Origin of the sequence: Gordonia sp. 135 (genome assembly GCF_009720185.1) — a bacterium.
GTDB classification, from domain to species: Bacteria; Actinomycetota; Actinomycetes; order Mycobacteriales; family Mycobacteriaceae; genus Gordonia; species Gordonia alkanivorans.
Genome location: NZ_CP046257.1, coordinates 2,465,139 through 2,478,597, shown reverse-complemented (window position 1 = coordinate 2,478,597; position 13,459 = coordinate 2,465,139). Strand labels below are relative to the sequence as shown.

Annotated in this window: 9 protein-coding genes; 7 read left to right on the top strand and 2 right to left on the bottom strand. The window is 66.7% G+C overall.

The window, feature by feature from the left end:
- Nucleotides 1-156 precede the first annotated feature (156 nt).
- The 4 genes from GKZ92_RS11170 (at nucleotide 157) to GKZ92_RS11155 (ending at nucleotide 8,858) form a co-directional block, all read left to right on the top strand.
- A complete protein-coding gene (locus GKZ92_RS11170; RefSeq protein ID WP_230461938.1) occupies nucleotides 157-2,553 on the top strand; it encodes a sensor domain-containing protein in 2,397 nt (798 codons plus the stop codon).
- A gap of 177 nt (nucleotides 2,554-2,730) precedes the next feature.
- The gene (locus GKZ92_RS11165) at nucleotides 2,731-4,200 is read left to right on the top strand and encodes a sugar porter family MFS transporter (RefSeq protein WP_155225261.1); all 1,470 of its coding nucleotides are present in this window, start codon (nucleotides 2,731-2,733) and stop codon (nucleotides 4,198-4,200) included.
- An 18-nt stretch (nucleotides 4,201-4,218) separates the two neighbouring features.
- Nucleotides 4,219-5,232, top strand: a complete 1,014-nt coding sequence (locus tag GKZ92_RS11160) for a nitronate monooxygenase (RefSeq protein ID WP_006359118.1) — start codon at nucleotides 4,219-4,221, stop codon at nucleotides 5,230-5,232.
- 164 nt (nucleotides 5,233-5,396) lie between these two features.
- Entirely contained in the window at nucleotides 5,397-8,858 is a 3,462-nt protein-coding gene (locus GKZ92_RS11155) for a serine/threonine-protein kinase (protein WP_155225260.1), read from the top strand.
- A gap of 50 nt (nucleotides 8,859-8,908) precedes the next feature.
- On the opposite strand, the gene GKZ92_RS11150 is transcribed toward GKZ92_RS11155, so the two are convergent.
- A complete protein-coding gene (locus GKZ92_RS11150) occupies nucleotides 8,909-9,667 on the bottom strand; it encodes an SDR family oxidoreductase (RefSeq protein WP_006359120.1) in 759 nt (252 codons plus the stop codon).
- A gap of 102 nt (nucleotides 9,668-9,769) precedes the next feature.
- Between GKZ92_RS11150 and GKZ92_RS11145 the strand changes: the two genes are divergently transcribed.
- Nucleotides 9,770-10,621 (top strand): helix-turn-helix transcriptional regulator, encoded by an 852-nt coding sequence (locus GKZ92_RS11145; protein WP_006359121.1) that lies wholly within the window; start codon nucleotides 9,770-9,772, stop codon nucleotides 10,619-10,621.
- Nucleotides 10,622-10,624: 3 nt separating this feature from the next.
- Here GKZ92_RS11145 and GKZ92_RS11140 read toward each other — a convergent pair whose 3' ends face one another.
- Entirely contained in the window at nucleotides 10,625-11,095 is a 471-nt protein-coding gene (locus tag GKZ92_RS11140; RefSeq protein WP_006359122.1) for a MarR family winged helix-turn-helix transcriptional regulator, read from the bottom strand.
- A 115-nt stretch (nucleotides 11,096-11,210) separates the two neighbouring features.
- On the opposite strand from GKZ92_RS11140, the gene GKZ92_RS11135 reads away from it, so the two are divergent.
- Together GKZ92_RS11135 and GKZ92_RS11130 are read left to right on the top strand one after the other, a co-directional pair.
- Nucleotides 11,211-11,675: a DoxX family protein gene (locus tag GKZ92_RS11135; RefSeq protein WP_006359123.1), complete on the top strand. Its 465-nt coding sequence runs from the start codon at nucleotides 11,211-11,213 to the stop codon at nucleotides 11,673-11,675.
- A gap of 267 nt (nucleotides 11,676-11,942) precedes the next feature.
- Nucleotides 11,943-13,457, top strand: a complete 1,515-nt coding sequence (locus tag GKZ92_RS11130; RefSeq protein WP_035752438.1) for an acetyl-CoA hydrolase/transferase family protein — start codon at nucleotides 11,943-11,945, stop codon at nucleotides 13,455-13,457.
- Nucleotides 13,458-13,459 lie beyond the last annotated feature (2 nt).

Sequence of the window (13,459 nt, the reverse complement as noted above, 5' to 3'; positions counted from 1 at the left end):
ACGACTCGGCGGCGTTTTAGCCCACCCCGCGCCCCCTTTTTGGGGGATCATGTACACCGGGGGTCGGAACAGGGCGGGGGAGGGACTGACGCAGTGCCGGAATCGACGCCTACGGACGGTGGCCACAGCGATCTCGTCGCACCTCATGCCGAGCCCATGACCCGATCCAGCGACGCTGCGGTGGCCGAACGCTATCGCCTCCTCCTCGAACTGAGCCCGGACGCGATCGCCGTGCACCAGGACGGCGTCATCGTCTACGTGAACTCCGCCGCGCTCGACTTCGCCAGGGTCACCGACCGGGACGAGATGCTCGGCCGCCCGATCACCGACTTCGTCCACCCCGATGAACTCCCACACATGATCGAGCGGATCGTCAGCATGGGCGACGAAGCCGGTGCGGCGACGTACCCGGAAGAGGTCGTGATGGTCGACGCCCACGGGGTGTCGCGACCGATGGAGGTCACCTCCGTACGCACCGTCTGGCACGACGAACCCGCATACCAGGTGATCTTGCGGGACGTCACCGCGCAGAAGGCCATCGAGGCGGCGCTTCGACGGCAGGCGGCACTGCTCGACCATGTCAGCAACGCCGTGATCGCCGTCGACCGGAACATGACGGTGCGGTCGTGGAATCCGGCGGCCGAGCAGATGTACGGCATCACCGCCGGCGACGCCGTGGGGCGCGAGCTGGGTTCGGTCACCGGCGGCGATCTCGACGTCGAGGCCGCCGTGGCCCTGGGCGGCACCGTCGACCAGCTTCACCGCCGCGCCGACAACGACCGGACATTCCTCGCCCACATCTCGGTGACGTCGATGGACGACGGCTTCCTGATCGTCGCCGAACCCACCCGTAGACCGCTGATCGAACGCCTGGGCACCATCCTCGCCGCCCTCCACCAGGCGGTCATCGTGGTGCGGGCGGACGGCGGGATCGAACTCGCGAATCCCGCCGCCGCGACCATGCTCGGCCCGCACGGCGTTCCCGGTTCGTTCGTTCACGATCTGCCGCTCGACTTCGTCGGCGGAGAGTCACCGATTGTCCGCTGCCTGAGGACGCGGACCGCGATCACCGACGCCACGGCGACGATCAGCACACCGGGCGGCGAACGGTGGTTGTCGTGCAGCTGCCGGCCGATCGACGACGACACCGCGGAAGCGGTCGTGCTGGTGTCCTTCGCCGACATCACCGTGCGCTACCGCGAACGCACCCGGCTCGCGTGGGACGCGGTCCACGATCCGCTGACCCGGCTGTACAACCGGGCCGGGATCCTCAACGAGATCGAGTCACACCTGAATGCACTCGCCGAACACGAAACGGGTTGCGTGGCGATCTATTACATCGATCTCGACAACTTCAAACTGGTCAACGACTCGCTCGGTCACGCCGTCGGCGACGAGGTGTTGCACACCGTCGCCCAACGGCTCGCGGGTGCGACGCCCCGGGAGGGCGCGGTGGGCCGGATCGGGGGTGACGAGTTCGTCCTGGTCACCACCCACACCGGAGCGAACACGCCCGCGGAGATCGAGCGCCGGATCGAGTCGATACGCGCTGCGATCCGGCCGCCGTTGAGTGTGACCGACCGCAGCGAACCCCTGACGGTGCGGGTGAGCATCGGCGTCGCCACCGTGGCGGCCGGCGACCGCTACACCCCGACAGACCTCCTTCGCGACGCCGATATTGCTCTGTATCAGGCGCGCAAGGTATCTCGAGAACCCTATGTCCAATTTCGGACACATCACCGAGAGGAGCTGCAGCGCCGCCAACGCATCGAGGAGGAGCTCCGTCGCGCACTGACCGTCGACCCTTCCCAGCTGGAGATCCACTATCAGCCGATCGTGTCCACCGATAGCGGAACACTCGTCGCACTCGAAGCCCTCCTGCGGTGGAACCACCCCGAACTCGGTTCGATCCCTCCGACCGAGTTCATCCCTCTGGCAGAGCAATCCACGCTCATCGACAAGGTCGGCGCCCACGTCCTGGCCACGGCCTGCGCCGAGGTGGCCGGAACACCTCAGTTGCAGCAGGTCATGTTGTGCGTCAACGTATCCCGACGCGAACTCACCAACGGGAAGTTTCTACGCCGTCTCCGTGAGACGTGTGAGCAGACCGGCATGAATCCTCGCTCCCTCTGCCTCGAGATCACCGAGAGCGCACTCGCGCCGCTGGAGAGCGACCTGTTGAACCTGCTTCGCGACATCCGGACCCTCGGCGTCAGCATCTCGCTCGACGACTTCGGCACCGGCGCTTCCTCGCTCAGCGAGCTCTACCGACTGCCGGTGGGCATCCTGAAGACGGCCAAGGCCTTTGTCGACGCCCTCGGGGAGAACCCGAACGCCCGTACGATCCTCGCGGGCATCGTCGACGTCGCACACGCGGTGGGTGTCCGCGTGATCGCCGAGGGTGTCGAGACCCCTACCCAGGCAGCCACGATCGCGGCCGTCGGGTGCGATTTCGCGCAGGGGTATCACTATGGACGGCCGAAACCGCTCGCCGAGATCGTGGCCGGGAATTTGGCGATCTCGACCACGACCGCAACGCAGCCCGACGCCTGACCAGTCGATTCAGACCAGATCGATACCGACGCGTGTTCGGATGCGCGCCGCCTGACCTCACCCCGCGAGTAGATTGGGCGCGAAAACGTCGGAGACGACGACCATGCAACCGGACAGCGAGGTCACGGACATGCCCCAGGATTCGTGCTGCACCACACCGGCGATCGGGGTCATGTGATGGCCGACGCGCAACAACGCGAGATCGCCGAACAACACACCGCGAAGGTCATCGGCGTCACCGTCGCCGCGGCCGTCGGTGGTTTCCTCTTCGGTTTCGACAGTTCCGTGGTCAACGGCGCCGTCGACTCGATCGAATCGAATTTCGGTCTGGGCAAACTGATGACGGGTTTTGCCGTCGCGATCGCCCTGCTGGGCTGTGCACTCGGCGCATGGTTCGCCGGACGACTGGCCGACGTCTGGGGCCGCAAGCGGGTGATGTTGCTCGGCTCCGCACTGTTCATCATCTCGGCGATCGGGACCGCCTACACGCAGACGATCCCGGACCTGCTGCTCTGGCGCGTCCTCGGCGGAATCGGCATCGGCATCGCGTCGGTGATCGCTCCGGCATACATCTCCGAGATCGCACCCGCCCGCTATCGCGGCGCGCTCGCCTCGATGCAGCAGCTCGCCATCACCATGGGCATCTTCGCCGCTCTGCTGTCGGACGCCATCCTGGCCGACACCGCCGGCAGCGCATCGAACGACCTCTGGTGGGGTCTGGAAGCCTGGCGATGGATGTTCCTCGTTGGCGTGGTGCCCGCCGTCGTCTACGGCGTGCTCGCGTTGCTGATCCCCGAATCGCCGCGATACCTGGTGGGCCGCAACCGCGATGAGGAAGCCGCACGCATCCTCCAGACGGTGACCGGAGAGAACAACCCGCTCGACCGGGTCAAGGAGATCAAGCTCACCGTCAAGCGCGAGTCCAAGACGTCGATCAAGGACATCACCGGGCCGTCGTTCGGGCTTCATCCGCTGGTGTGGGTCGGCATCTGGCTCGCGGTCTTCCAGCAGTTCGTCGGCATCAACGCGATCTTCTACTACTCGACGACGCTGTGGCAGTCGGTGGGATTCTCCGAGAGCGACTCGTTCAAGACGTCGGTGATCACGGCGGTCATCAACGTCGCCATGACCTTCGTGGCGATCCTGTTCGTCGACCGAATCGGTCGTCGGAAGCTGCTGCTGGCCGGGTCCGTGGGCATGTTCATCGGCCTGCTGATGGCGTGCGTCGCGTTCACCCAGCAGATCGGTGAGGGTGAGAACATCTCGCTGCCGGACCCGTGGGGTGTGATCGCACTGGTCGGCGCGAACCTGTTCGTCGTCGCGTTCGCCGCGACCTGGGGTCCGGTGATGTTGGTGATGCTGGGGGAGATGTTCCCGAACCGCATCCGTGGTGTCGCGCTCGGCGTCTGTACCGCGGTGAACTGGCTCGCCAACTTCACCATCTCGATGCTGTTCCCGCCGATGACCGAGGCCGTCGGACTCGGAATCATCTACGGGTTCTTCGCCTTCTGCGCCGCCGCGTCCTTCATCTACGTCTTCAAGAAGGTCGAGGAGACCAAGGGGCTGGAACTCGAGGACATGGATTCGGTGGCCGAGTCCCGTCTGTCCCGGGTCACCGCTGCCCGCGGAACGCGCGAACAGGCATGACGACAGGAGCATCGGCCCGTGGCTGACCTTCGTGACCTCGCGGTGCCGGTCGTCGGGGCGCCGATGGCCGGCGGGCCGACCACGCCCGAGCTCGTGGTCGCCGTCAGCACCGCCGGCGGGCTCGGCCAATTGGCCGCCGGTTATCTTTCGCCCGAGCGCGTCGCGGCGGACATCGCCGCCGTACGCGCCGGCGGCGTCGACACCTTCGGGGTCAACATCTTCGTCCCCGAAACCGAGCCGGTGGACCGGGACGCCGTGGCCCGTTACCGCGACCGTCTGCTCGACTACGCCGCCTCGCTCGACGTGGAGTTGCCCACCATCGAGGAGCTCGGGGATGACGACGACCACTTCGACGCCAAGATCGCGCTGATGTGCGACGAGCGAATCCCGTTCGTCTCCTTCGCCTTCGGCTGCCCACCGGCGGACGCGGTCGCCGAACTACGACGACACGGATGCAGCGTCGGGGTCACGGTCACCACCGCAGACGACGCGGTTCTCGCCGCCGACGCCGGAGCCGACTGGCTCTGCGCGCAGGGACCCGACGCCGGCGGCCATCGATCTGTCTTCGACCGCCGGACCGAACCACCCACCCAGCCCCTCGACGACCTCGTCGAGGAGGTTCGTGCCCGCGTCGCAGTTCCGCTGGTGGCGGCCGGGGGAGTCGCGACCCGCGATCGAGCCGACCGGCTGCGGTCATCCGGGGCGGCCGCCGTCCAGGTGGGCACGCTGCTACTGCGTACCCGGGAGGCCGGCACCAAGCCGGCACACGCCGACGCCCTGGCCGATCCGGCGCGTACCGAGACTGTGGTGACCCGAGCGTTCAGCGGACGTTCCGCGCGAGCGCTGCGAAACCGCTTCACCGACGAGTTCTCCGAGGCCGCGGTCGCCGAGTACCCGGCGGTCAACAAGCTCACCGGCGGCATCCGACGCGCAGCCGCCACCGATCCCGACGGCATCAACCTCTGGGCCGGGACCGGATTCCGCGAAGCCGTCGTCGAGTCCGCGACGGAAACGATCCGCCGTCTAGGCTGATCCATGTCGCGCCCGCCGCCGCGCCGTGGCGCCTAGACTCGTGGCACGACCCGAGGGGACGCCATGAGCGAGCCTGCGATGCAACAGTGGCCGGAACCGGACTCCGAAAGTCCAGCCGACCGACCGCGATCGACGATGCCACGATCTGACCTCTAGAACGCTCGATGGCCCGCCGGACAGTCACGAAGTCCCCCGATCCCCCTGCCCGGGAGATCGCGGAAGATCTGAGCGCGGCCGGTTTCACCGACGCCCGGATCGCGGGTCGTGGCGGCTTCGGAGTCGTCTATCGGTGCCGACAGCCCGCGCTCGACCGTGAGGTGGCGGTCAAGGTGCTGCGGACCGGTGGCGACGAGACCGATCGAGTGCGGTTCCTCCGCGAACAGCAGGCGATGGGACGCCTGTCGGGTCACCCCAACATCGTCCACATCCTCGAGGCGGGCGTTACGCGATCGGGATTCCCGTTCATCGTCATGCCTTTTCACGTCCGCGGATCGCTCGACACCCGACTCCGGCGACAGGGACGCTGCGATGTAGCCGACGTCATCGACCTGGGTATCAAGATGGCCGGGGCCCTGGAGACCTCGCACCGAGCCGACGTCCTGCACCGGGACCTCAAACCCTCGAACATCCTGCTCACCGAGTACGGGCAACCACAGCTGACGGACTTCGGCATCGCCCGCCTCGCCGATCGGGACGACACCAGCCGCGGGCTGGTCCTCGGAACCCCCGCCTACACCGCAGCGGAGGTGCTGCGGGGCGACTCGCCGTCGGTGGCCTCGGACGTGTACGGACTCGGCGCCACTCTGTACGCGGCGCTTGCCGGTCGACCGGCGTACGGACGCCGCAAGAACGAGGACCTGGTCGCCCAGCTCTTGCGGATCACCACCGATCCGCTCCCGGACCTGCGCGTACAGGGTGTGGCGGAGCCCGTGTGGACCGTCATCGCGCGGTCGGTGTCCCGCACACCGGCGGACCGCTATGCAACCGCACTCGAGTTCGGCGAGGCACTGCGGCGGGCCGGCCTCGAACTCGGCCTCCCCGTTGCCGACGTGCCCGTTCCGCTCCTCGCCGGCATCGACGGTCCTACGCGCACCGACGCCGACTCGTCCATCGACACCTCGGGGTATCTCCATCTGGGCACGCCCGGCAACGGATCGGATGCCGGGTGCCCTCCCGTCGTCGCCACCAGATACCGGCCACCGGTCATGGCCCACGCCACGGTTCCGCGCATCCGACTGCTCGAGCGACTCGCCACCGACAACCGAACCCGCCTGATCCTGATCCACGGACCCGCCGGGTACGGGAAGACCGTTCTGGCCATCCAGTACGTCCAGGCGGCCGAGGCCTCCGGCGGCAAGACCGCGTGGTTGGCGATCGACGAGGACGACAACACCCCCGCGTGGTTCCTGTCCCACCTCGTCGACGCCATCAGCGTGACACTTCCCGGCCTCGGGACCGAGCTCACCCGCACCTTGGAGGAGTACGGCGAGGGCGCCGAGCGATACGTGCTGACCACGCTGATCAATCGAGCCCACACAACCGACGAGCACATCCGGGTCGTGCTCGACGACTGGCACCGGATCACCAACCCGGCGAGCCGGGCGATCGCGCGGTTCCTGATCGACAACGGCTGCCATCACCTGCAGCTCGTCGTCACCAGCCGGACTCGTCTGCATCTGCCGCTCAGTCGCCTCCGGGTGAAGCACGAACTGATCGAAATAGACTCTACGGCATTGCGTTTCGACATCGACGAGTCGCGGGAACTACTCATCGGGGGCACCGGGTTGTCGATCGACGACACCGATGTCGCCGAGCTGGAGGAGACCACCGACGGGTGGGTGGCGGCCCTGCAACTGGCGTCGCTGGCGCTTCGCGAGCACGATGATCCCCGCGCCGCCATTCGTCAGTTCTCGGCGAATCACCGCGAGCTGGGGGACTACCTCGCCGAGAACGTCCTCGACAGTCTCGACCCGGATCTGCTCGACTTCCTGCTGGCGACGTCGGTCGGTGAGCGCATCTGCGCATCTCTCGCGACCGCGTTGACCGGTCGACGACGCGCGCAGAGCGTGCTCGAGGACATCGAGGAACGCGATTTGTTCCTCACCAGGCTCGACCCCGAAGGACAGTGGTTCCGCTATCACCACCTGTTTGCCGAGTTCCTGCGTCGCCGGCTCGAGAAGCAGGAGCCGGACCGCTGCGACGAGCTCCATCGGCGGGCTGCCAGGTGGTTCGCCGAACGGCGCATGTTCAGTGCAGCCGTCGACCACCATCTCGCTGCCGGCGACGAATCCGAGGCGATCGAACTGGTCGAACGCGAGGGCTACGACATGCTCGAGCAGTCCAAGATGATCACCGTGCTCGGCCTCGCCGCGAAGCTCCCGCTCACGGCCCGTAGGCAGCGGCCCGACCTGCAACTGATGATCGCCTGGGCTCACGCGCTCCTGCACCACCGGGCGCCGGCCAACGCAGCACTGGCCTACATCGACGCAGCCCTACCGCCCGGGCCCGACACAGACGAAGACGTCGCCGACATACGCGCGGAGACGGCACTCATCCGTGCCGCGATGACCGTTCTCGACGACCAACTCGACGGCATCGACGAAGCCGTCGAGGCGTGCGTGGTGCGCGCCGACAACCTCCGCCCGTGGGTTCTGTCCGGTGTCGCCGCCATTGGATCGTTCCGCGAGGTCCAGCGGTTCGCCTACGACGAGGCACGAGACTGGCAGCGTTGGGCGCGTCCGCACCATCGGCGGACGAAAGGGCCGTTCAGCGTCATCTACGGATACATCCTCGACGGCGTGGCGACGCGGGAACAGCTCGATTTCGACTCTGCCGAGGCGGCGTTCCGGCACGCGATGAGCCTTGCCCGCGCCTCCGACGAGGACCGGTCCTACGGGTCTCGCCTCAGCGGCGCACTACTCGGGGAGTTGCTCTACGAGCGCGGTCAGGTCGAGGAGGCAGTGCAGCTCCTCGACGACACCTACAACCTGGGCGCCGAGGGTGGCATCGTGGAGATCATGCTTGCCACCCATGTCGTCGGCGCACGCGCGAAACACGCTCTCGGACAGGATGATCAGGCTGCCGAACGCCTGGACACCGGGGATCGGCTCGCACAGGCGCTGCACCTGCCGCGGATGGCGGCGCACATCACCGCCGAGCGCCTCCGTTCCGGAATCGGCGCGTCGGCGCTGTCCGCGGACTCGTTTCCGGCCGAGATGCCACACGACTTTCCCGACGGGATCGTCCAGGTCACCGCCGAGAAGACCGAGGAGGCTGCCATCCGGGCACTGCTGGCCGTCGGCGCCGACGACGCCCACCGCGCCGCGTGCCGCCGCGCACACGCCCTCACCGCGTCGATCGACACGAAGGCCCGACCCAGAGCGGCACTCAAGGCCCGACTGTTGCTGACCGAATGCGTCGCCGCGAGTGGATCTGCTTCTGAGGCGGAAGAACTCCTGCTTCCGATCCTCGATCGTTGTGCGCGTCTGGGTCTCGTGCAACCCGTGCTCGACGCGGGACCCGCTGTGCGACAGCTCGTCCGTAGACTCGGCACGACCGGCCGCGGGGACGTCGATCCGGCGGTGGTTCCGTTCCTGGACAGATTGCACGCGCCTCGTGCGGAGTGATCGGCCGACACTGCCCGTGCCGGTGGCAGTACGGATCGCGCGGGACGAGTTCAGTGCGGGTCAAGCCGATTGAGCGTTGCGACGACCTCGGCGTAGTCCCCTCGGGACTCGGCATGACGTAGGAACTTCACCCGGTCGACCTGAATCTCGGTGGCGTCCGGCTGCGTGTCGATGAGTTCGATGACCTCGGTCACGAAATCGTCGAGGGGCATGGCGAACTCGCTGTCGCGCTGTCCCGGCATCAAATCCGTGCGGACCGCGGGCGGTACGAGCTCGACGATCTCGACCGTGGTTCCGTCGAACTGCAGTCGGAGAGACTCGCTGAGCATGTGGATGGCCGCCTTGGTGGCGTTGTACGTCGGCGTGACGCGCAGCGGGGTGAACGCCAGACCCGACGATACCGTCATGATCGTGGCGTGCGGACGTGTCTGCAGATGCTCGATGAAGGCGCCGATCAGCCGGATCGGCCCGAGTAGGTTCGTCGTCACGGTGGCCTCCGCGGTCGCGAGGAATCCGGCGGGGGAGGTCCAGTCCTCGACCCGCATGATGCCGGCCATCGTGACCAGGACGTTGAGGTCAGGATGTTCGGCGATGACCGAAGCGGCCGCGGCGTCGATGCTGCCGGGGTCGGCGGTGTCGATGGCCACGGTGTGGATGTCGGGATGTTCGGTACGGATCTGTTCGAGGAGTTCGGTGCGCCGACCGCCGACGATGACGGTGTTGCCCTTCTGTTGGAGGCGGAGTGCCAGAGCGAGTCCGATGCCGCTGGTGGCGCCGGGGATGAAGATGGTGTTTCCGGTGATGTTCATGCATTCGAGTGTTCGTCGGAGCCGGCCGGACATCCAGAGTGCGCTCATCGGGGGATCGGCGATCCCTGGCTGAGGCGTCGGCGTGCGCGCGATACTGCACCGATGGATCGTGACGCGCTCGCCGGCTTCCTCGTCAGTCGGCGGAACAACCTCCAGCCCTCGGATGTAGGGCTGGTGACCGGTGCGCGGCGTCGGACCGCGGGCCTGCGGCGCGAAGAGATCGCGCAGCTCGCGACGATGTCGACCGACTATTACACCCGTTTGGAACAGCGTCGTGGGCCACAACCGAGTACCCAGATGCTCGCGGCGCTGGCTCGTGCCCTGCGGTTGACGCCGGACGAACGCGACTACATGTATCGCGTCGCCGGGCACAGTGCTCCCGATCGCGTCGTCGGTTCCGACTACATCGCCCCCGGTCTGCTCCGAGTTCTCGACCGCCTCACCGGCACCCCGGCGCTGATCCTCTCCGCGCTGGGCGAGACGCTGGTTCAGAACGATTCGGCCCGAGCCCTGTTCGGCGATGTCAGCCACCTGACCGGTTTCGAGCGCAGCGCCATCTACCGGTGGTTCACCCAACCCGATGTCGAGCGGCGCCGCTACCCGGAGGACGATCACGACCGCCAGAGCCGCGCGCAGGTCGCGTCATTGCGAGCGGCCTACGGCGTGATGGGAGCGCGATCGCGCGCGGGGGAGATGGTGCGCGAACTGTGCCGCCGGAGTGAGGAATTCGCCGCGCTGTGGGAGACACACCTGGTCAGTCGGCGATTCGAGGACCACAAGACCCTCATCCATCCCGAGCTGGGACACATCGAGGTCGACTGCCAGGCTCTGTTCACCGAGGACGAGGCCCAGGTACTTCTCGTCCTCACCGCCGCTCCGCGAACCGATGCCGCGGAGAAGATCGAACTGCTCAACGTCCTGGGGACGCAGCAGTTGAATCCGAGTCGCGAATGACCCTCAGCGCGAACCGGACTCGGTGTCGTTGATCCGCCGTCCGATCGCCGACACCTGCCGTAGTTGGGTGCGGGTCAGACGGTCGACGACCAGCCGCCGCACATTGGCGACATAGCCGGGTGCCGTGGCCACCACTTTCTCCCATCCCGCCGCTGTCAGCACGGCGTTGGTGAAGCGTCCGTCCTCCGGACACTGGTAGCGGCGGACCCATTCGCGCTTCTCCAGCCGGCTCACCACATGGGAGAGCCGTGAGAGGGAGCCGTAGGACATCTCGGCGAGCTCGCTCATCCGTAATGTGTGATCGGGCGCCTCGGAAAGCGCAGCGAGGACCTCGTATTCGAAGTGGGTGAGCTGAGCGTCGCGGAGCAGCTGTGCGTCGAGGGCATGGGGGAGCCGGGCCAGCGCCGTGGCCACCTGGATCCAGGCGTCCATCTCCTCGTCGTCGAGCCACTCGGGCTCTTGCTCTCCGGACACCCGGGCAGTCTATCGGATCGATTCACTTGAAGCTTCACTTGACTCTTCAACTCAATCCACTTAGGTTCGTCAATTGACACGTCAAGTCATCCCTCTCGAATCCAAGGCGGTTTCCATGTCCAATCCCATCGTCCGTAGCGTGGGAATCCTCCTCGCACGCATCGCGATCGGCGTCGTGTTCCTGGCCCACGGCCTGCAGAAGTTCCAGCAGAACGGCTGGGCCGGACCCAAGGCCGGGTTCGAGATGATGGACGTTCCGCTGCCTGCGGTCTCGGCGTTCCTGGTCACGTGGCTCGAGATCCTGGGCGGCATCGCACTGATCGTCGGCGCATTCACCCCGGTCGTCGCGATCCTCTTCGTCATCGACATGCTGGGCGCGGTGTTCATCACCCACATCGACAACGGTCTCTGGGCGTCCGACGGCGGCTACGAGTTCGTCCTGACCCTCGGCGCCGGCGCGCTCCTCCTCGCGGTCGTAGGCGCAGGCCGTTTCAGCGTCGACGCGGCTCTGGGTACCAAGCTGCCCTGGCTCGCCGTCGACAGCGGTCGACCGGCGGCGACGGTCGGCTCCGCCAACTGACCCCACGCACACCCGATTTCGGACCCGCAGCCCACGGCTGCGGGTCCGTACCGTTCTCGGGGCGGCTTCGCGCAAACGCCTCTCCACCGATGAAGGAGTCCTGTTCAACTGAGCGCAGTGCACTGAGACTCTGCAGTGTTGGTCAAGCGACCTTCTCACACGGCGGCTTATACCATGTCTGAATCGACATGTCTCGGTAATCCGTGATTTTGCCCATGTGCATCTGTGCTTATCCTGGGGAACGTGACCCCCTCAGTAGGTAGTTCCGTGCCATCGGGACGTATTCGCAACACCGCGTTCGCGTCGAAGGTGATGTCCGCCGACGACGCCGTGAAGTACATACAGCCGGACGACACCGTGGCGATCAGCGGTTTTGCCAGTGCCGGAACCCCGAAGGTCGTCATCCCGGCCCTCGCCGACAAGATCAAGAACACCCGGGCGAACGGCTCGAACTTCACGATCAACCTGTTGACGGGCGCCTCGGTCTCGACCGAAACCGAACGTCTCCTCACCGAGGTCGACGGCATCGCGCTGCGCATGCCGTACCAGTCGGAGAGCACGGCCCGCAAGCGGATCAACGACGGCCGGATGGACTACGTCGACATCCACCTGTCCCACGTGGCGCAGCAGGTCTGGGTGGGCTACTACGGCCAGGTCGACGTCGCCGTCGTCGAGGTTTCCGGAATCACCGAATCGGGGGAGCTGATTCCGGCCGCGTCCATCGGGAACAACAAGACCTGGCTCGACGTCGCGAAGAAGGTGATCCTCGAGGTCAACTCGTGGATTCCCGAGGCCGTCGAGGGCATGCACGACGTCTACTACGGCACCGCACTGCCGCCGCACCGCAAGCCGATCCCGCTGACCCGGGTGCAGGATCGAATCGGGCAGCCGACGTTCCGGGTCGACCCGGCCAAGGTCGTCGCGGTCGTGGAGACCAACCAACGCGACAGCGCCAGCCCGGTGACCCCGCCCGACGCGATCAGTGAGGCGATCGCCGGTCACGTCCTCGAGTTCTTCGACTACGAGGTCCGCAACGGTCGGCTGCCCGCCGACACACTGCTGCCTCTGCAGGCCGGCATCGGCAACGTCGCCAACGCCGTCCTCGGCGGTCTGGACCGCGGCCCTTACAAAGGTCTGACCTGCTACTCGGAGGTCATCCAGGACAGCATGTTGCGGCTGATCAAGGACGGGACCGTCGCACACGCGTCGTCGACCGCTCTGGCACTCAGCGAGGCCGGCATCGAGGAGCTGACGGCCAACGTCGACTTCTACCGGAACCACATCACCCTGCGTCCGCAGGAGATCAGCAACCATCCCGAGGTCGTTCGTCGTCTCGGCGTGATCGCGATGAACGGCATGCTCGAGGCCGACATCTACGGCAACGTGAACTCGACGCACGTGATGGGCACCAAGATCATGAACGGCATCGGCGGTTCGGGCGATTTCGCGCGCAACGGCTACGTGTCGCTGTTCATGAGCCCGTCCACGGCGAAGGACGGTGCGATCTCGTCGATCGTCCCGATGACGCCGCACGTCGACCACACCGAACACGACTGCCAGGTGCTGGTCACCGAACAGGGACTGGCGGACCTGCGTGGGCTGTCACCCCGACGCCGTGCCCGGCTGATCATCGAGAAGTGTGCGCACCCGGAGTTCCGGCCGATGCTGAACGACTACTTCGCCCGCGCCGAGGCGATGCCCGCGGCCGGCCAGACCCCGCACATCCTCGACGAGGCGTTCAGCTTCCACCAGCGGTTCCTGGACACCGGCTCGATGCGCTGAGT